The 18,614-nt window shown below is 64.5% G+C and carries 21 protein-coding genes; 11 read left to right on the plus strand and 10 right to left on the minus strand.

Features of this window, described 5'->3' with window-relative positions; genetic code table 11:
- Positions 1 to 14: 14 nt before the first annotated feature.
- The 6 genes from ODR01_RS07675 to ODR01_RS07700 all read left to right on the plus strand — a co-directional run bounded on the left by ODR01_RS07675 (position 15) and on the right by ODR01_RS07700 (position 4,712).
- The gene (locus ODR01_RS07675) at positions 15 to 1,304 is read left to right on the plus strand and encodes an ABC transporter substrate-binding protein (RefSeq protein WP_316977046.1); all 1,290 of its coding nucleotides are present in this window, start codon (positions 15 to 17) and stop codon (positions 1,302 to 1,304) included.
- Between the two features lie 67 nt (positions 1,305 to 1,371).
- Positions 1,372 to 2,241 carry an ABC transporter permease gene (locus tag ODR01_RS07680; RefSeq protein ID WP_316977047.1) on the plus strand — a complete coding sequence of 290 codons (870 nt, stop codon included), beginning with the start codon at positions 1,372 to 1,374 and terminating at the stop codon, positions 2,239 to 2,241.
- A complete protein-coding gene (locus tag ODR01_RS07685; protein ID WP_316977048.1) occupies positions 2,242 to 3,084 on the plus strand; it encodes an ABC transporter permease in 843 nt (280 codons plus the stop codon).
- 17 nt (positions 3,085 to 3,101) lie between these two features.
- Positions 3,102 to 3,944 (plus strand): GNAT family N-acetyltransferase, encoded by an 843-nt coding sequence (locus tag ODR01_RS07690; RefSeq protein ID WP_316977049.1) that lies wholly within the window; start codon positions 3,102 to 3,104, stop codon positions 3,942 to 3,944.
- 65 nt (positions 3,945 to 4,009) lie between these two features.
- Positions 4,010 to 4,222, plus strand: coding sequence for a hypothetical protein (locus tag ODR01_RS07695; RefSeq protein WP_316977050.1), 213 nt, complete (start codon positions 4,010 to 4,012; stop codon positions 4,220 to 4,222).
- 361 nt (positions 4,223 to 4,583) lie between these two features.
- A complete protein-coding gene (locus ODR01_RS07700) occupies positions 4,584 to 4,712 on the plus strand; it encodes a hypothetical protein (protein ID WP_316977051.1) in 129 nt (42 codons plus the stop codon).
- Between the two features lie 10 nt (positions 4,713 to 4,722).
- On the opposite strand, the gene ODR01_RS07705 is transcribed toward ODR01_RS07700, so the two are convergent.
- Positions 4,723 to 5,499, minus strand: coding sequence for a PRC-barrel domain containing protein (locus tag ODR01_RS07705; protein WP_316977052.1), 777 nt, complete (start codon positions 5,497 to 5,499; stop codon positions 4,723 to 4,725).
- Between the two features lie 106 nt (positions 5,500 to 5,605).
- On the minus strand, positions 5,606 to 5,842 hold the full coding sequence (locus tag ODR01_RS07710; RefSeq protein WP_316977053.1) for a hypothetical protein: 237 nt from the start codon (positions 5,840 to 5,842) through the stop codon (positions 5,606 to 5,608).
- Between the two features lie 183 nt (positions 5,843 to 6,025).
- Here ODR01_RS07710 and ODR01_RS07715 point away from each other — a divergent pair, with 183 nt between their 5' ends.
- The gene (locus ODR01_RS07715) at positions 6,026 to 6,814 is read left to right on the plus strand and encodes a Crp/Fnr family transcriptional regulator (protein ID WP_316977054.1); all 789 of its coding nucleotides are present in this window, start codon (positions 6,026 to 6,028) and stop codon (positions 6,812 to 6,814) included.
- Positions 6,815 to 6,976: 162 nt separating this feature from the next.
- A complete protein-coding gene (locus ODR01_RS07720; protein ID WP_316977055.1) occupies positions 6,977 to 7,276 on the plus strand; it encodes a hypothetical protein in 300 nt (99 codons plus the stop codon).
- A 19-nt stretch (positions 7,277 to 7,295) separates the two neighbouring features.
- On the opposite strand, the gene ODR01_RS07725 is transcribed toward ODR01_RS07720, so the two are convergent.
- From ODR01_RS07725 to ODR01_RS07745, 5 genes are all read right to left on the minus strand, one after another.
- Entirely contained in the window at positions 7,296 to 7,433 is a 138-nt protein-coding gene (locus ODR01_RS07725) for a DUF2474 family protein (protein WP_316977056.1), read from the minus strand.
- Complete coding sequence (cydB, locus tag ODR01_RS07730) at positions 7,417 to 8,421, minus strand: cytochrome d ubiquinol oxidase subunit II (RefSeq protein WP_316977057.1); 1,005 nt, start codon at positions 8,419 to 8,421, stop codon at positions 7,417 to 7,419. The genes ODR01_RS07725 and cydB overlap by 17 nt, the downstream gene beginning before the upstream one ends.
- Positions 8,418 to 9,821 (minus strand): cytochrome ubiquinol oxidase subunit I, encoded by a 1,404-nt coding sequence (locus tag ODR01_RS07735; RefSeq protein ID WP_316977058.1) that lies wholly within the window; start codon positions 9,819 to 9,821, stop codon positions 8,418 to 8,420. Before ODR01_RS07735 ends, cydB begins: the two co-directional genes overlap by 4 nt.
- A gap of 59 nt (positions 9,822 to 9,880) precedes the next feature.
- The gene (locus tag ODR01_RS07740) at positions 9,881 to 10,354 is read right to left on the minus strand and encodes a hypothetical protein (protein WP_316977059.1); all 474 of its coding nucleotides are present in this window, start codon (positions 10,352 to 10,354) and stop codon (positions 9,881 to 9,883) included.
- Between the two features lie 124 nt (positions 10,355 to 10,478).
- The gene (locus ODR01_RS07745) at positions 10,479 to 10,676 is read right to left on the minus strand and encodes a CsbD family protein (protein ID WP_316977060.1); all 198 of its coding nucleotides are present in this window, start codon (positions 10,674 to 10,676) and stop codon (positions 10,479 to 10,481) included.
- Between the two features lie 154 nt (positions 10,677 to 10,830).
- Here ODR01_RS07745 and ku point away from each other — a divergent pair, with 154 nt between their 5' ends.
- Both ku and ligD read left to right on the plus strand, forming a co-directional pair.
- Positions 10,831 to 11,742 (plus strand): non-homologous end joining protein Ku, encoded by a 912-nt coding sequence (ku, locus tag ODR01_RS07750; protein WP_316977061.1) that lies wholly within the window; start codon positions 10,831 to 10,833, stop codon positions 11,740 to 11,742.
- Between the two features lies 1 nt (position 11,743).
- Positions 11,744 to 14,263: a DNA ligase D gene (ligD, locus tag ODR01_RS07755; RefSeq protein WP_316977062.1), complete on the plus strand. Its 2,520-nt coding sequence runs from the start codon at positions 11,744 to 11,746 to the stop codon at positions 14,261 to 14,263.
- 186 nt (positions 14,264 to 14,449) lie between these two features.
- Here ligD and ODR01_RS07760 read toward each other — a convergent pair whose 3' ends face one another.
- Positions 14,450 to 14,695, minus strand: a complete 246-nt coding sequence (locus ODR01_RS07760) for a hypothetical protein (RefSeq protein WP_316977063.1) — start codon at positions 14,693 to 14,695, stop codon at positions 14,450 to 14,452.
- Between the two features lie 267 nt (positions 14,696 to 14,962).
- Here ODR01_RS07760 and ODR01_RS07765 point away from each other — a divergent pair, with 267 nt between their 5' ends.
- A complete protein-coding gene (locus ODR01_RS07765) occupies positions 14,963 to 15,151 on the plus strand; it encodes a DUF3008 family protein (protein ID WP_316977064.1) in 189 nt (62 codons plus the stop codon).
- A 109-nt stretch (positions 15,152 to 15,260) separates the two neighbouring features.
- Here ODR01_RS07765 and ODR01_RS07770 read toward each other — a convergent pair whose 3' ends face one another.
- Both ODR01_RS07770 and ODR01_RS07775 read right to left on the minus strand, forming a co-directional pair.
- Entirely contained in the window at positions 15,261 to 15,890 is a 630-nt protein-coding gene (locus ODR01_RS07770; RefSeq protein WP_316977065.1) for a sigma-70 family RNA polymerase sigma factor, read from the minus strand.
- Positions 15,891 to 16,123: 233 nt separating this feature from the next.
- Positions 16,124 to 18,469: a glucose/quinate/shikimate family membrane-bound PQQ-dependent dehydrogenase gene (locus ODR01_RS07775; protein WP_316977066.1), complete on the minus strand. Its 2,346-nt coding sequence runs from the start codon at positions 18,467 to 18,469 to the stop codon at positions 16,124 to 16,126.
- Positions 18,470 to 18,614 lie beyond the last annotated feature (145 nt).

Genomic DNA, 18,614 nt, shown 5'->3' on the forward strand with positions numbered 1-18,614 from the left:
ACGAGGAGGACGACATGAAAAGAAAACCCGGCGCCACGTCGCGCCGCACGTTCCTGAAGAACAGCGCCGCCATCGCCGCCGGGGCGGCGATCGGTTCCGGCGCCATCCCCGGCTTTCCGGCGATCTGGGCCCAGAACATCAAGAACGTGACGCTGCGCCAGTTCGGCACCGGCGTTTCGAACCTCAACGCGATCGCCGAGAAGTGCAAGCAAGACCTCGGCATCACGCTGCAGATGACGGCGCTCGATTCCGATTCGGTGGCCCAGCGCGCCGTCACCCAGCCCAATTCCTTCGACATCGCCGACATCGAATACTGGGTCTGCAAGAAGGTTTTCCCGGCCGGCAACATGCAGCCGATGGATACCAAGAAGATCAAGTACTACGACAAGATCGTGCCGATCTTTCTCACCGGCAAGCTGACCCCGCAATCCACCATCGCCCAGGGCACCGCCCCGCACACGGTCGGCTTCGCCAAGGGCAAGAACTCCGTCGAATTCGCGGCGGAGGAAACCGGGTGGATGACACTCATTCCGACCATTTACAACGCCGACACGCTGGGCATCCGCCCCGACCTGATCAAGAAGCCGGTGAAGAACTGGCGCGACCTGCTCGATCCCTCCTTCAAGGGCAAGGCGTCGATCCTCAACATCTCGTCCATCGGCATCATGGATGCGGCCATGGTTTGCGAATCGATGGGCGAGATCAAGTACGGCAACAAGGGCAACATGACCATCGCCGAGATCGACAAGACCATGGCTATCATGACCGAGGCCAAGAAGGCCGGCCAGTTCCGCGCCTTCTGGAAAAGCTTCGACGAATCGGTCAACCTGATGGCGGCGGGCGAGGTGGTCATCCAGTCCATGTGGTCGCCGGCCGTCGCCGCGGTGCGCGCCAAGGGCATTCCCTGCGTCTATCAGCCGCTTGCGGAAGGTTACCGGGCGTGGGGCGGCGGCATCGGCCTGGCCAAGCATCTGTCCGGCCTCGAACTCGACGCCGCCTACGAATACATCAACTGGTATCTCTCGGGTTGGGTCGGCGCCTACCTCAACCGTCAGGGCTACTACAGCGCCTGCATCGAGACCGCCAAGCAGCACATGTCGGCCGACGAGTGGGCCTTCTGGATGGAGGGCAAGCCGGCCAAGACCGATATCCTGAGCCCCGAGGGCAAGGTCATGGAAAAGGCCGGCTCCGTCCGCGACGGCGGTTCGTTCTACGACCGCATGGGCGCCGTCGCCTGCTGGAACGCGGTCATGGACGAGAACAAGTACCTGGTCCGCAAATGGAACGAATTCATCGCGGCCTGATCTTCGTCGACCGCACAGGATCATCGGGAGGCTCCGGCCTCCCGATGACGTCCTTCGAGGGCACACCATGAACCCGTCCGCCCGATCCTCTCCCGGCAGCGCCACCCCCTATGTCCAGGTGGCTCCCCTGGCCGTCATCTTCGCGCTCTTCCTGGTCGTCCCGATCGCCACCATCGTCGTCGTCAGCTTTTGGGACTACGACGAGTTCCGCATCCTCCCCGACTTCATTTGGGACAACTACGTCTACCTGCTGACCTCGCAGGTTACGCTCGCCACCTACGTGAACACCGTGAAGTACGCCGTCCTGGTGTGGGCCCTGACCTTCGCCATCGGCTTTGTCATCGCCTACTTTCTGGCCTTTCACGTGCGCACCATGACCTGGCAGATCGTTCTGTTCATCCTGTGCACGATCCCATTCTGGACCTCCAACATCATCCGCATGATCTCGTGGATTCCTTTTCTCGGGCGCAACGGCCTGTTGAACTCGACCCTGATCCACTTGGGCGTCGTCGACCAGCCGCTGGAATTCCTGCTGTTCTCCGACTTCGCGGTCGTGCTGGCGTTCGTTCACCTCTACACGCTGTTCATGGTGGTGCCGATCTTCAATTCCATGATGCGGATCGACCGCTCGCTGATCGAGGCGGCGGCGGATGCCGGGGCGTCGGGATGGCAGATCGTCCGCAACGTCATCCTGCCGCTCAGCAAGCCCGGCATCGGCATCGGCTCGATCTTCGTGGTGACGCTGGTCATGGGCGATTTCATCACCGTGCGCCTGATGAGCGGCGGCCAGAGCTCGTCGGTGGGCATCGCCATGTCCAACGAAATCGCCCTGCTGCAATATCCGGCGGCGGCGGCCAACGCCGTGGTTCTGCTGGTCGTCGTGCTGTTGATGGTGGCCGCCATGCTGCGTGTCGTCGACGTCCGCAAGGAGCTCTAGATGGACAGGGAAGGGCGCTCCCCCGGTTTCTACTTTCTCGCCGCCTTTTTCGCGCTGTTCGTGCTTTTTCTGTACGGGCCGATTTCGACCATCGTCATCCTGTCGTTCCAGGGTCCCGATGGCGGCCTGACCTTCCCGATGAACGGAGGATCGACCTACTGGTTCGCCAACCTTTTCGAGAAGCAGGCCGTCGGCGATTTCGGGGGCTCCTTCTCGCGCTCCATCCGTCTCGGCCTGATCGTCATGGCGACGACCCTGGTGGTGTCGGTGTCGGCGGGCCTGGCCTTCCGCCGGCCGTTCAGGGGCTCGACCGTTCTGTTCTATCTGGCGATCGCCAGCCTGATCGTGCCCTCCATCCTGGTCAGCCTCGGCATTGGCCTGATGTTCAACATCCTTGAGTGGGACACCAACTGGTACGGCTCGGCCTTGGGCGCCCACCTGACCTGGACGCTGCCGTTTGGCCTGTTGATCATGTTCGCCGTGTTCAACCGCTTCAACAAGGCCTACGAGGAGGCGGCCCGCGATCTTGGCGCCACGCCGGCGCAGACCTTCCGGCACGTCGTGCTGCCGATCATCGCGCCCAGCCTGATCGGGGTGGCATTGTTTGGTTTCACATTGTCCTACGACGAATTCGCGCGCAGCTTGATGACGTCGGGCTCGTTCAATACGCTGCCGCTCGAAATCTACGGCATGACGACCAACGTCACGACGCCGGTGCTCTACGCCTTGGGAACGCTGACCACTGGTTTCTCGCTGATGGTGGTGCTGCTGTGCCTGGCGGCGTCGTTGGTCTTGCAGCGACGCCGGCGGCGCCACGGGTCCGACGCCGGCCGGGGAATTTAGGGAGGCATGAGGTCATCGTGGGATCGAGCGATTTCGTCATCCGCGCCATGGCGCCGGCAGATCTCGCGCTTGCCATCGAGTGGGCGGCGGGCGAGGGATGGAACCCTGGCCTCGATGACGCCGAGGCCTTCCTGACCGCCGATCCCGGCGGCTTCCTGATCGGCGAACTGGGCGGCGAGCCGGCTGGGGGTATCTCGGTCGTGGCCTATGGCCAGGCGTTCGGATTCCTCGGCCTGTACATCATTCGGCCGGAATTTCGCGGGCGCGGTTACGGGATCAAGTTGTGGCAGGCCGGCATGAAGCGGTTGGCTGGGCGCAACGTCGGATTGGATGGGGTGGCGGCCCAGCAGGCCAACTATCGTCGCTCCGGCTTTCAATACGCGTATGCCAACGCCCGTTTCGAAGGAGTGGGCGGCGGTTCGGCGCCCGGGGGAACCATCGAACTGGCCGACGTCCCGTTCGAGCGCGTTTCGGCCTGTGACGCCCGGCATTTTGGGGTGCCCCGCGAAGCTTTTCTGCGGACATGGATCAAGCGGCCGGGTGGGCGCGCCCTGGGCGTCGTCGAGGAGAAGCATCTGCGCGGCTATGGCGTCATCCGGCCGTGCCGGGTCGGTCACAAGATCGGGCCGCTGTTCGCCGACACGCCCGAGGTCGCGGAACGCCTTTTCACCGGCCTCGCCGCGTCGGTTCCCGGCGATCCCCTCTTTCTCGACGTTCCTCGGTCCAACGGCGCGGCCGTCGCCCTTGCCGAGCGCCACGGCATGGCGCCCGTCTTCGAGACCGCCCGCATGTACACCGGCGGCGACCCCGGCCTGCCGGTCGAGTGCGTCTACGGCGTCACCACCTTCGAACTGGGGTGAGCGGGCAGGCGGCGCATATACATAGGTAAATGCGCCCGACGCCGGCTTGCGGGAAGAATGGTGTCATGCGGATATTTAGCGCGGAGCAATACCGGCATGCCCTCGAGCGCATCAACCGCTTGCGTGGGGCCGGCAAGGCGGCGGAGAGCGACGCCGAGACGGCCGATCTGCAAGCGGCCATTGCCGAATACGAAGCCCGGCTGGAGCGCTCCGACACCAACAAAGGCAAGCCCCGGTCGAACCCGCAGCGTCAGTTCGACACCGAGCGGAAATCATGACGGTCGCAGCGAGCCTGAAGGACCAGCAACGGCTGGGTCCGCAAACCCCCGAGCAGACGCCCGCCGTACCCACGCCCGGGCCCGACCCGGAAACGCCGGAGCATCCTCCGGAACTGCCCCCGGACCGGCCGCCGGAGTATCCGCCCGAAGGGCCGCCGCACGGGCCGCCCGAGATGCCGCCGGATCCGGACGACAGACCGATCGAACTGCCGCCGCGGGAGGACCCGGTCCCCGTGCCAGGGCCGCCTCCCGACCAGCCGATCGAACTCCCTCCGCCTCGCGATCCCGATCCGCCCCGCCCGCTGGCGGGTGTCTCGTGACGTGACGGCCTGGAGAGGCAATGGCGAAGGAGTCGTGAGCGATGGTTGTCAGGAAAGCGCCCGAAGAGGCCCGTAGCGGCCAAAAGCTCAGGCGGGACCGTTATCTCCTTCCGGGCCTGCTGATCGTGGCTTTTTTCGCGCTCCTGGTGACGGCGCTGATTGTCTACTAGCGGTTTTCCCTCACCAGTGGCCGACCGTCGCACCGGTTCGTTCGAGCACGTCTTTCCAATAGGCCGGGCGGCCGTGATAGTCGTAAAGGACGCCCTCGTCCTCGCGGTTGACCGGTCGCGAGGGATCGTAGGGGGGGCTGTTGCGGACTCCTTCCCGGCTGATGTCGACGACAACCCTTTGGTCCGTCCAGTTCACGGCATCGAACCACTCGGGCGAGACGAGGACCTTCTTGCCGGGGAGCCAGTTGCGAGTGTCGACGACGACATAGCGGACGACCCATCCTTCGTCATCCAGGATGAAATCTTCGACATGACCGATCTCACCGTCGGTTGCTTTCACGTGATAGCCTTCGACTTCCCTGCCGCTTCGCAGACGGGGATCTCCGCGGGTCGGGCGCATTTGGGGGGATTCCGGCGCCACCGCCGGCGGGAAGGGCGTCGCGGCCTCGGCTGCCGCATATGCCAGCCAATAGGGATCCCATTCGAAGTGGTGATGGAGGTCGATTTCGTGCTGATGGGAAACCGGTTGATCTTCGCCGATGTCGGGGCCTTCCTCGACCTGCCGGCGGGTCAGCTTCACCGGCAGGGATCGCCGATCCCACTCCGGGTGTTCCAGCGCCGAGGGAACGACCAGCACTTTGCCGCCCGGTAGCCATTTGCCGGTGTCGGCAACCATGTAGCGGACCACCCAGGCCTGATCGTCGAACAGGAAGTCCTTTACGGTGCCGATGGGCCCGTCCGTTGCCTGAATGCCATATCCGATGAGGCCGTCGAGACTGCGTAGCATGGCCCTTCCTCCTGTCTGTGAAGGGCGGTACCGATACCGCCGTCGATTCCGATAGGGTAGGGGCGCTGACGACGGACGACATTCACCTAGGTTAAATCCCGCGAGCCTAGGCCTGCTTGCGGTCCGCGATGGCGTTGAGGCTGATGATGATTTCCTCGATCAACCTTGCCGCCTTCTCGCGGGTGGCGCGGTCGGGGCCGCGTCGGGCGGCGGCCGTGTGCGCCTCGATGGCGTCTTCGAGGATCTCCTGAATTCTGTCCCTGTCGATAACCTTTTCCTCGACAAGAGTGAGCAGGATGGCCTCGCAGATGGTGAGGGCCGCCGATGCGGCTGCATCGTTCATACGTCCATACGCTCCCAGGAGGGTGCGCCCGCGACAGCACAGTTTGTTCACAGTCTGTATTGACCGTGGACCCGTTACAGAAGGCGGGCATTAAACTATGTTAATGGTCTGGGAGGGGGAGCCGCGGCCGCCACAATCACCGCAGCCAGATCCCCGACAGGACAACCGACAATGGAGAATGGTATGCGGAGAAACCGCTCGGCGGCTTTTCCCATCGGCGATCACGTCTTGCGGAAGCTGGGGATTTTCGTCCACCTCGACGAGACCCACGTGGCGGTGCTCACGCGTCTTCTTTCGGAAACGATTGCGGTCGACAGCCTTCAGGACATCGTGACCGAGGGGGAATCCTGCAAGCATTTGTACCTCCTCACGGGGGGATGGGCGGTGCGCTACAAACTGCTGTCGGATGGCCGGCGCCAGATCCTCGGCTTCGTCATTCCGGGCGACTTTTTTGGCTTGCGCGCCACCTTGTTCGATGTCGCTGACGATACCGTCCAGAGCCTGACCGATTGCACGATTTGCCGGATTCCCGGCGAGGATTTCGTGGCGGTTCTTCGGGATCACCCCCGCCTGGGCATGGCCATCGTATGGTCGATCGTGCGGGAATACTCGGTGTTGGCCGAGCACCTGGTCAGCCTGGGAAGGCGCTCCGCGCTTGAACGGACAGCCCACTTGCTGATGGAACTCCTCAATCGGCTTCAACTCGTCCGGTTGGCGGGAGAAAAGGATTTCGAATTGCCGCTGACCCAGGAGATCCTGGCCGACGCGCTGGGTCTCAGCATCGTGCACGTCAACCGGACGCTGCGACGGCTCCGCCAGCAGGGGTTGATACGCCTCGATCCGCAGTCGCGCTGGATCATCATCGACAAGCCCGAAGACCTTGCCGAGGTTGCCGACTTCAGCCCTCTCTATCTGGATCAGGACACGCCGCCCGCCGACAGCCTTTTCAAGGCCATCAAGTCTCAGCGCTAACCCGGATAATGGGCCACCCGGCCTTAACCCAGTTTAATTCCAGGGCGGGGACGGCGGCGTATGATCGAAATCCAACGACTCTGGAAACGGCCGGGACTTCGGGCCGCTGGAGGCGGGTATCCGCCGACGGGTGTTCGAGCACTGGCGCAAGGAGGTCGATAGATGAAGCTCAACGCCGAGCAAGTCGCGCAGGTTTTCGATCAGACGGGCGCGGACCCCGTTCCCGAAGACCATCAAGCCATTACCGAACTCCGCACCATGTTTGGCGACCATACGTTCTACATCGCCCCGGACGGCCTATGCGTGTGGGAGGCGATGGGGCATGCCGATACCGGCGGCCAAGTGGCGGAAGCCATGGTGGTGGCCTCATGGGCCGACGAGGGGAAAACGGCCCTTCAGCCCCATGATCCCAAACCCACCGCGATCATGGTGAAACTGGACGAGAGGGCGGGCGCCGACTAGCCCGCTTGGCCTCGGCCGGCTAGGGAGTGCCGATCATCAGGCGCAACAGCCAGGCGACGGCGGCCAGCACACAGACACCGGCAAGCCACAACCCGACAAACCACAGAAGCCGTCTGCCAACACCCCGTTTCAGGTGCCTGTCAGTGGTAGCCGTCATCCGTGCCTACCTTGCCCCGGAAGACCCAATATGCGTACCCGGTGTAGCCCAGGATGACCGGCAGCAGGACAAGCGCGCCGACCAACAGGAACAAGAGGCTGGCGTCCGGCGCCGCGGCGTCCCAGATGCTGACCGCTGGCGGAATGATGTTCGGGAACAGGCTGATGCCGAGCCCGAAATAGGACAGCAGAAAAAGCGCCAAGGCCAGCAGGAAGGGCTGGACCTCATGGCGGTTGGCGACGGCGCGTGCCAGCAGAAAGACGACCCCCGCCACTGCCAGCGGCACGGGGGACAGGTAGAACAGGTTGGGCCACGAGAACCAGCGGGCGGCGATATCTTCATGAAGCAGGGGCGTCCACACGCTGACGAAGGCGATGGCGGCGACGACGGCGGTGGTCAGTGGCAGGACCAGGCCGTAAGCACGCTCCTGAAGATCGCCCCCAGTCTTCATCACCAGCCACGTGGCGCCGAGCAGCGCGTAGCCGGCAACAAGGGCGGCGCCGGTGAAGACGCTGAACGGCGTCAGCCAATCGAACCAGCCGCCCGCATAGCCGCGTCCCTCGACGGCCACGCCCTGAATGAAGGCGCCCAGCACGATGCCCTGGCAGAACGTGGCCAGCGTCGAGCCTGCGGCGAAGGAAACGGCCCACGCCCGCTTGTGGCGCGGGTCCTTGAAACGGAATTCGAAGGCGACGCCGCGGAAGATGAGCGCCAGCAACATGACGGTCAGGGGCGCGTAGAAGGCGGTGAGCAGGACCGAATAGGCTAGCGGGAAGACGGCGAACAGGCCGCCGCCGCCCAGTACCAGCCAGGTCTCGTTGCCGTCCCACACCGGGGCTACGGAATTCATCATGGTGTCGCGGTGGCGTTCGTTCCCGATGACGGGAAACAGGATGCCGACGCCAAGGTCGAAGCCGTCCATCACCACGTACATGAGAACGGCAAAGCCGATTAGCAGCCCCCAGATGAGAGGCAAATCGACAGTCATTGCGGCGCCTCCGCCTCCTCTCGGCCTATGGACGGTGCCGGCGTTATGCCGGCCGCGCGCTCGGGCGCGCCGGGTGGTCTTCCGGCATCGTCGGCACCGGCCGGCCGGTGCATCAGTTGCAGGAGGTAATACACACCGGCGCCGAACACCGCGAAGTAGACGACGGCGAAAAGAGCCAGCGAACTGGCGACGGCCGGCGCCGCCACCGGCGACACTCCCTCGCTGGTGCGCATCATCCCGTAGACGACCCACGGCTGCCGCCCGACCTCGGTGGTGATCCACCCGGCGATGACGGCGACAAGGCCACTGGGACCCATCACGACGGCCAGCCGAAGGAACCATCGGGCGCTATAAAGGCGTCCCCGACGGCGCAGGGCGAGGCTGGCGAGTCCGAGCGCGATCATGGCGATGCCGAGGCCCACCATCGTCCGGAAGGACCAGAAGACGACCGCCGAATTGGGCCGATCCTCCGGCGGCCATTCGAGGAGGCCGGGCACCTCGCCGTTCCAGTCATGGGTTAGGATAAGGCTGCCGAGCCGGGGAATGGAAAGCGCATAACGGGTCTCCTCGCGCCCCATGTCGGGGATGCCGAACAGCAGCAAAGGGGCACCCCGCTGCTTTTCCCAATGGCCCTCCATGGCGGCGATCTTGGCGGGTTGGTGTTCGAGTGTGTTCAGGCCGTGCAGGTCGCCGGCCAGCAGTTGAAGGGGCGCCACCAGGGCGGCCATCCACATCGCCATCGAAACCATCACCCTGGCCGCGGGATCGGACGAGATGCGCAAGAGGTGCCAGGCACCGACCGCGCCGACGATCAGCGCCGTCGTCAGATAGGCCGCCAGCACCATATGGACGAAGCGGAACGGAAAGGAGGGATTGAAGATCACCGTCCACCAATCGTCGGGGGTGAATTGAAGGCCGTCGAAGCCGGCGCCCGTCGGCGTTTGCATCCAACTGTTGGCGGCAAGGATCCAGAAGGCCGAGAACAGGGTGCCGGCGGCGACCATCAGGGTCGCGAAGAAATGCAGGCCGCGGCCAACCCGGTTCATGCCGAACAGCATCACTCCCAGAAATCCGGCCTCGAGGAAAAAAGCACTGAGCACCTCATAGCCCAGGAGCGGGCCGATCACCGGCCCGGCCGCATCCGAAAATGGGCCCCAGTTGGTGCCGAACTGGTAGCTCATGACGATGCCGGAGACGACGCCCATGCCGAAGGTGATGGCGAAGATCTTCGACCAGTAGCGATAGAGATGCAGGTAGACGTCGCCGCGGCGCCACAGCCACAGTCCTTCGAGAACGGCAAGATAGCTCGCCAGCCCGATGGTGAAGGCGGGAAAGACGATATGGAAGGAAACCGTGAAGGCGAACTGGATTCGCGCCAGGGTCAGAGCGTCGAATTCCATGCTGGCATTCCTTCGCCTGTCGACGCGGCCCCCTCCCGCGCAGGCCGCGGGCTATAGGCTCATGTCTCGGCGACGGCAAGTGCCTGGCGGGCCTTGTCTCCGGCCGAACCTTGCGGCGGGGGCATGTCGCGAAAGTCGCCCCGCAGAACCTTCAGGGCGCAGCGCTCTCGATCGATCTCGGTTGCCGTGCGCACTCCAAGGCGGCGGAAAACCGGCACCGGCGGACACCAGCCCTGAAGGGCGTGCTGGAGAAGGAACGCCGCGACCCCGACCGGCAGGGCCAGCCACCGGCCGTCACGGTTGATGGCAAGGGTGAGGCCGAGCAGCGAAAAGCTGGCGGCGTTGGCCTCGAGCGTCCGCTCAATGTCCCACTCGCGGTCGAGCTGTTCGAGGCGACGGCCGATTTCCTTCGGATGATCGGCGAAATAGGAGAGAACGGCTTCAGTCTGCTGGCGCACGCGCTGATTGATGTGCTCGGCGGTGTTGGCCGCCACGCGTTTCGTCGTCGGAGGGAAGAGGTGACTGTTTTTCATCGTGTCCGCCCAACCGGTCTATGCGCAAAAGGTTCCTGGCTTGAGTTAATCGCTGTTGCCCCGGGCCGCGCCGGCAAAGATACCGGCGCGGCACTGCGGTCTTCGGCAACCGACAGCCGCCTCGTCAGTGGCGGGACAGCCAGTCGTTGATCTGTTTTTCGGCATCGTCGCGGGCGATCCCATAGCGTTCCTGCAGGCGGCCCGCGAGTTCCGTCTGGGTGCCCTTCATCTTGTCCAGATCGTCGTCGGTCAGTTTGCCCCACTGCTGCTGGATCTGGCCCTTGAACTGCTTCCAGTTTCCTTCGACACGGTCCCAATTCATGTTCGACTCCTTTTTGCTGTGGTGTGCGGCCCCGTTTGGCCGTCCGTGCCGAAGCAAACGCGGAGGGGCCGGGATGGTTCCCGCCGTCTGTGGAACCAAAGCGGACAAGTGCAGTTGTTCCGGCGAAGGCAGATCCAGGCAGCCGGCAGGAGTCATGGCATCCAGAACAAAAGCGTCAGGTACCAAGGCGAAGCGTTCCCGTTCCAAGGGCGGAGCCGCCCCCTCGCTGGGAACGCGGCCGATGTGGAGCGGCAACCTGCGCCTGGCACTGGTTTCGGTGCCGGTCAAGATCTACCCGGCGACGCGGGCCGGCGCCCACATCAGCTTCCATCAGGTGCATAAGCCATCCGGCAAGCGCGTCCATTATCAGAAAGTCGTGCAGGGAATCGGGCCGGTCGATACCGACGAGATCGTCAAGGGCTTCGAGTTGGAGAAGGGCCGCTACGTCCTGATCGACCCGGACGAGATCGAGGCCCTGAAGCTGGAAACCAAGAAGACGCTCGACCTTGTCCAGTTCGTCAAGCAGGGCGAGATCGATCCGATCTGGTTCGACCGCCCGTATTACGTGGTTCCCGATGGCGAGATGGCCGAAGAGGCTTACGGCGTCCTGCGCGACGCCCTGCGCTCCTCCAGCCGCTTGGGACTCGGCCAGTTCGTCATGCGCGGGCGCGAGTACATCGCCGCCCTCAAGCCCTGCGGCAACGGCATGCTTCTCGAAACCCTGCGTTTTGCCGACGAAGTGCGCACCTCCGCGCCCTTCTTCGCCTCTGTCGACGACGTCGAGCCGGACGAGGAGCTGTTGAACCTGGCCCAGGAACTGATCGATCGCAAAAGCGCTTCCTTCGACCCCCGGCGCTTCGTGGACCAGTACACCCAGGCCGTACGCGAGCTCATCGACGCCCATGCCAAGCGCAAAAAACCCGTGACCGTCGGCGAGGAGGGGGCGCCCTCGGGCGGTGCCAAGGTGATCGATCTGGTCGAGGCCCTCAAGCGCTCGGTGAGGAGCGCCGAACGAGCGCCCGCGAAGGGGGCCTCGGGGAGCGCCAGGAAGAGGAAGGCGAGCTGACATGGCCCGGGCCCCGTCGAAGGGCGATCCGCTCGCCACCTACCACGCCAAGCGCCGCTTCGGCGAGACGCCCGAGCCCAAAGGGCGGGCGGCACGTGCTGCCGGTCATCTCTACACCATCCAAAAACACGCCGCCCGACGTCTGCACTACGACCTGCGCCTCGAACTGGACGGCGTGCTTAAGAGCTGGGCGGTGACGCGTGGGCCAAGCCTCGATCCCGCCGACAAGCGCCTCGCCGTGCGCACCGAGGACCATCCGGTCGACTACGCCACCTTCGAAGGGCGCATTCCCGAAGGCAATTACGGCGCCGGCACCGTGCTGCTGTGGGATCGCGGCACCTGGGAGCCGTTGGAGGACCCGCACGCCGGGCTGAAGAAGGGCAAGCTGGTTTTTCAACTCTATGGCGAACGTCTGCGCGGCCGCTGGGCGTTGGTCCGCTTCAGGGGAAAGGACTCCGGCCCCCGCGAGAACTGGCTGCTCGTCAAGGAGGTGGACGAGGAAGTCCGGCGCCAGCGGGACGTGACCGCCGAGCACGCCACCAGCGTGGCCTCCGGACGCGCCATCGACGAGGTCACCGGAGCCCCCAAGGCGGAGTGGAGCAAAGGCGGCCAGGTGCCCCTGACACCCAAGAAAAGGGAGGCACGGCGGCGCTCGACGGCCCCGGCCTTCGTTGAGCCTGCTCTCGCCACCTTGGTCGAGGACGTTCCCGACGGCAAGGGATGGCTGTTCGAGGTGAAGTTCGACGGCTATCGGGCGCTGGCAGCGGTTTCCGGCAACGACGTACGGGTCTTCACACGCAATGGACTGGACTGGACCGCAAAGTTTTCCCAGCTTGCGCAAGTCCTTGCCCGGCTCGATCTGGACGGAGTGCTGCTGGACGGCGAGGTTGTGGCTGTCGACGCCGCTGGCCGCTCCAACTTCTCGACCCTGCAGCGGACGCTGAAAGGGGGCGGCGGGACGCTGTCCTATTTTATCTTCGATCTTCTCGCCGAGCGGGGCAAGAATCTGAGAGCCCTGCCGCTCAAGGCACGGAAGACCAGGCTTCGCGCCCTGCTCAAGGATGCGGGCCGAACCGGGCCAGTCTATTTCACCGATCACGTCGAAGGCGGTGGCGTCAAGATGCTGGAGGCCCTCTGCCAAGCCGGCTACGAGGGCATCATCGCCAAGCGCGCCGATGCACCCTATCGTTCAGGGCGCGGGCACTCGTGGCTGAAAATAAAATGCGGCCGCGACCAGGAATTCGTCATCGTCGGCTCTTCGCCGTCGACGCGGGGCCGGCCGTTTTCCTCGCTGCTGTTGGCCACCCACGAGAGGGGCAAATTACGGTATGCCGGCCGGGTCGGCACGGGCTTTTCGGAGGGTGATCTTAACCGGCTCGCCCGGCGGTTGGATAGGCTGTCCCGCAAGACCCCGCCGGTGGCGGGAGACATTCCATCCGACGTTGCGAGGCGGGCCCGGTGGGTCAAGCCGGAACTGGTCGCCATGATCGCGTTTGCCGAGTTCACCGGCGACGGGCTGGTCCGCCAGGGCCGCTTTCTCGGCCTGCGCGAGGACAAGCCGGCGGCGAACGTACGCCTGGAAATGCCGCAGCCGATAAAGGAGGCCAAAGCCATGGCGGAAGACGCCGCCGCGGACGAGATTTGCGGCATTCGCCTCACTCATCCCGAGAAGGTCCTGTTCGGGCCGCAGGGGATTACCAAACGCGATCTGGCGAGGTACCTGGAGGCGGTGGCTCCGAACATGCTGCCGCACGTCGCCGGTCGGTTGGCCAGCCTGGTGCGCTGCCCGCAGGGCCGGACGAAGAAATGCTTCTTCCAGCGTCATGGCGGCGCCGGCTTTCCCGAGCAGTTCCGTTCGCTGGCCGTGCGCGAGAAGGACGGCGGGAAGAATGACTATCTCTACGTCGAGGACGCCGCTGGACTGGTCGCCGCCGCCCAGGTGGGCGTGCTCGAACTGCATATCTGGGGGTCGCGGGTAGATGCCATCGAACGGCCCGACCGGCTGGTATTCGATCTCGACCCCGATTCCGCCGTCGATTTTGGGAAGGTCAAAGAGGCCGCCCGGCACCTGCGCGACGTGCTCGACGCGCTGGGTCTGCAGAGCTTCGCGCTGCTCACCGGCGGCAAGGGAATCCATGTCGTGTCTCCGCTGGCGCGCCGCCACGGGTGGCCGACCATCAAGGCGTTCGCAAGGGCGGTGGCCGAGCGTGTCGTCGCGGACGATCCCGACCACTACGTCGCCACCATGAGCAAGGCGAAGCGCACGGGACGCATCTTCATCGACCATTTCCGCAATGAGCGTGGCGCCACGGCCATCTCCCCCTTCTCGCCGCGCGCCAGGGAGGGTGCGCCGTTGGCCTGGCCGGTCGACTGGCAGGCATTGGCGTCGATCAAGGCGGCCAGCCATTTCCGTCTCGGCGAAGTCGATCCCCGGTCGGCGGATGGCTGGGCGACGTACGACGAGGTCCGCCAGACCCTTAAGGCCGCCAGCCTGCGCGCGCTGGGCGTCGAAACGGAATAACGCCGCCGGCGTCGTTCCCCGGGAACCTTTCGCCGGCTGCCGCGTTGTGACCCCAGATGATTCGGCTGTGGTACGCCTGCCCTCACGCCCCCGCCACATAGTCGAATCGTCGCCCGGCCGGCGGTCTTAGCCTCCCCGGCTCGCCGGCCGGGCCCAATCCTACCCCAGCCTCAAGGCCACACGCTGTCAGTTCGACGTCCTGCGGGGTGTCGGTATGTCATTCTTGGCCGCTTTTTCTTCGCCGCTCTCTGCCAGCCGGGCGTCCCAGTAGGCATCCTCCAACTGGTGAACCAGACGCAAGACGCGTTCCGGAACTTCGCCGCTTCGGTACATGTCGTAAAGCGCGCGCAGGTCGCCCTGCAACTCGGCCAACTCGGCGTCGCTGGCGATCCGGTTACGGCCGCCGTATCGTCCTGACCTGTCTCCAGGCATGAGCATTCTCGTGTTTCTCATCATGCCGGTTGCTGCGGGCTGTGGACTGCAGCGGACACGCACGGGGCTACAGCCTGAAAAGCGCGAACCGACTGCCGCCCTTCTTCGAGCCCTTGCCGGACCGGCGGGAGCTCGGGTGCCCACAGATGCCCTAATCCGGGGCCTGCGAAATGGTTCCCGCCGCGCACGATGTCGGCGGGAACCTGTGATGGAACGACCACACCGCTGGCCGGTTATGAGAATTTGATCGGAAAGGGGAGATCCGTCATGCCTGCAAAGTCGAAAGCCCAGCAGAAAGCCGCCGGTGCCGCGCTTTCCGCCAAGCGTGGTGATCAGAAGCCCAGCGAACTCGGCGGCGCGGCGAAGTCGATGTACAAGTCGATGAGCAAAGAGGAACTGAAGAAGATGGCCTCGACCAAGCGGAAAGGAAAACCCCGCAAAGTCACCAAGAAGTGATGTTATTCCCGACCTCGACCCGGCGCAGGAACCCGTCCACCCCGTTCGACCGGAGGCGATTGGCGGGCATGGTTCCCGGGCGGGTCCCGCGAGCGGGCCAAGCGGAAGGTTAGTCCAGGGGGGAACGCTCCAGCGGCTTCGTGATCGCGCCCGAGGCCGTTTGCCGCCGTCCCGTTCGGTCCCGAGTGGGGAGGCCGCGCGACAAGGCGCGGTCGACGCGACTGCCGGTGTCGTTCAGGAAGTCGTTCTCGTCGTCCGAATCCAGGAGGTGCAGCAGGGTGGATCGGCCGCGGCTGACGCGGCTCTTGATGGTGCCGATGGCGCAGTTGCAGATTTCAGCCGCTTCCTCGTAGCTGACTCCGGCGCCGCCAACCAACATCACCGCCTCCCTCTGATTGGCCGGCAGTTTGTGCAACGCGTCGTCGACCGCCTTCAGTTTCAGCGACCATTCCTGTGAGGCCTTCGAATGAACACCCGGCAATTCCTCGACCATCAGCAAAGGCTCGCGGGCGTTCTTGTGGTACTTGGTGTAAAAGGTATTCCTCTGAATAGTGCACAACCAGGCGCGCAGGTTCGTCCCTGGGGAGAACTGCTCGATGCTGGCAATCGCCTTCATCATGGTCTCTTGAACGAGGTCGTCAGCTTCAGTGGGATTGTGCGTGAGAGATCGTGCGACAGCCCGCAGCCACGGCAGTAGCGAAACGATTTCCTGGTGGAGCGGTGACAGCCGTTGACCCATGGTGTGTAGCCTTTCCTAAGGTTGATGCCCCGTGTCCCTTCACGCGTCTCTTCCTCGGATCGTGCCACTGACCATTTATCCGGCGCCCCGTTGTCGGCGGAGCGGCCGTTCCCCCCATTTGACCAGGGAAAACGCAGGCTACCGGGCTTTCTTTCGGGCCGCATTAACATGAGTAAAGGTCATCGCTCGGCTTGTCTCCGGCCGACAGGTCCCGCGTCCTCGGTAGAACGCGGTTACGGCAGAGCGTAGGCGATAATCGAATCGCCCTTCTTGGTGCCGAGCGAGCCATGGCCACCGGCCACCACTACAAGGAACTGCTTTCCATTTGGAGCCTGGTATGTCATCGGCGTCGCTTGCCCGCCGGCGGGAAGCCGGTCTTTCCACAGCGTTTCGCCGGTCGCTACATCAAAGGCCCGGACGTAGTAATCGAGCGTTCCGCTTAAGAAGGCGACACCGCCGGCGGTGACGACGGGGCCTCCCAGGTCGGGCACGCCCATTTCGAATGGTAGCGGGATCGGCGCCCGGTCCCGCACCGTGCCGTTCTTGTGTTGCCATACGACCTTGCCGGTCCTCAAGTCGGCGCCGGCGACGTAACCCCACGGCGGGGCCTGGCAGGGCAGGCCGAGCGGAGAAACGAGCGGCTCCAGGAGGGCGGCGAACGGCGCGCCATAGTTTTCGTTCAGGCCGGGAGCACCGCTCGAGACATAGTTCGCGGTCTCATTCTTGCGCGGGATCAGCTTGCTGACGAAGGCGAGATACGAGGGGGTGGCGAACATTATCTGCTGGACGGGGTCGATGGCGATGCCGCCCCAGTTGAAGACACCGAAGTTGCCAGGATAGATGATCGAGCCTTCGGTCGACGGCGGCGTATAGCGGCCCTCGTAACGCAGCGATTGGAATCGGACCCGGCACATCAGCTGGTCGAACATGGTGGCCCCCCACATGTCGCGACCCTCGAGGGGGCGAGGGGGCTTAAACGTGAGAGCGGACGTCGGCTGCGTAGGCGCCGTCCGATCGCCCCTGGCCGCGCCGCGCGGCGCCGGTTCCTCCGATACCGGCAGGATCGGCTGGCCGTTGCGCCGATCGAGGACATAGACGTCGCCTTGCTTGGTCGGCGCGACCAGCGCGGGAACGAGGCCTGACTGCGTCTGGAGGTCGAGAAGGCTCGGCTGCGACGGAACGTCCATATCCCACAGGTCGTGGTGTACGGTCTGGAAGATCCAGCGGACCTTGCCGGTACGGACGTCGAGCGCGACGACGGCCGAAGAGAATCGTTCAGTTTCGGGGTTGCGCTTGCCACCCCATTGATCCGGCGGCTGGTTGCCCATCGGCAGATAAACCAGGCCAAGATTTTCGTCGACGCTGGCGATCGACCACATGTTCGGCGAGTTTTCGGTATAGGTTTTGCCGGGCGAAAGCGGTTCCGTCCGCGACGGATTTCCCGAATCCCAGTTCCACACCAGCTCGCCGGTGTTGATGTCGTAGGCACGCACGACGCCCGAGGGTTCTGTCGTTGACACGTTGTCGTTGACGGCGCCGCCGATGATGATAAGTCCGGCTGTCACCACCGGCGGCGAGGTCGAGTAATAGAACCCTTTTTGAAGGTGGGGCATGTTTTCCCACAAGTTCACCGTGCCGTCGGCACCGCCGAATCCGGGACAAACCTCGCCTGTCTCGGCATTAAGGGCGATCAGGCGGGCATCCGCGGTGGGCAGGAAAACGCGTCGCGGGCAGCCGAATGTCGAGGCGGCGCCCGTCGCCTCGTAATAGGAGACACCGCGGCAGGTACGGTGCTGCAGGCCAACGATCTGTCCTACCTTGGGATCGAAGCGCCACCGTTCCTTGCCGGTTTCCGCATCGAGCGCGATGGCGTAGTTGTGCGGCGTGCATAGGTAGAGGGTGTCGCCGACCTTGAGCGGCGTCATTTCGTAGGTGGTTTCGACCGGATCGCCGGGCTTTTGTGTGTCCCCTGTATGATAGGTCCACGCCACTCTCAATCGGTCGACATTTGCTGGCGTGATCTGGTCGAGGGGAGAATAACGGTCTCCATAGCCGGTCCGCCCATAGGCGCGCCAATCGCCGGCGGGCATGCCACCATGATCGGCGGCGACGGCGACAGGGGTGGTCGCCAGTCTGCCGGGCCGATCATGTGGATTGCTGAATTGAGCCGCAGCGGCCACCGCGACCGCCAGGGCCAGCGAGACCGTGAGGGAAAGACCGGTCGACCGCCACGCCGGCGCGGCCGGCTGTTCCATAGGGGCGGCCGGTGACGGCCGGTCCGCCACGCCGGGGATCAGCAGCCAAAGACCGACGAGGACAATGACCGCGCCACGCGGCGCCAGTTGCCACCAGTCGAGGCCGACTTCCCAGACGGCCCAGGCCAGGGTGCCCAGCACGATCGCCGCGTACAACGGGAGCGCAAGGCGATGGCGCACAATCAGAAACCAGGCGGTCAGCAGAAATCCCACGGCGACGGCAAGGTAATACCAACTGCCGCCCTCGGCGACGAGCCAGGTGCCCCCTACGCCGAGCGCCAGCCCGATCGCCGCCAGGACGAGTCCCGAAACAACCCTCAGCATCCAAGCCCTCCATCTCCGCGTGGTTCGCGGCGAGTCCTGCCGCCGCATCTCGAAGCGCTCTAACGCTCCTCCGGTGGGTTGGTTCCTTGATTCCAGGGTTCGGGCGGTCTGGAACCATCCGGCAGGAGCGGCGTTGTTGAGGCGG

This window comes from Shumkonia mesophila, assembly GCF_026163695.1.
Classification (GTDB): domain Bacteria; phylum Pseudomonadota; class Alphaproteobacteria; order Rhodospirillales; family Shumkoniaceae; genus Shumkonia; species Shumkonia mesophila.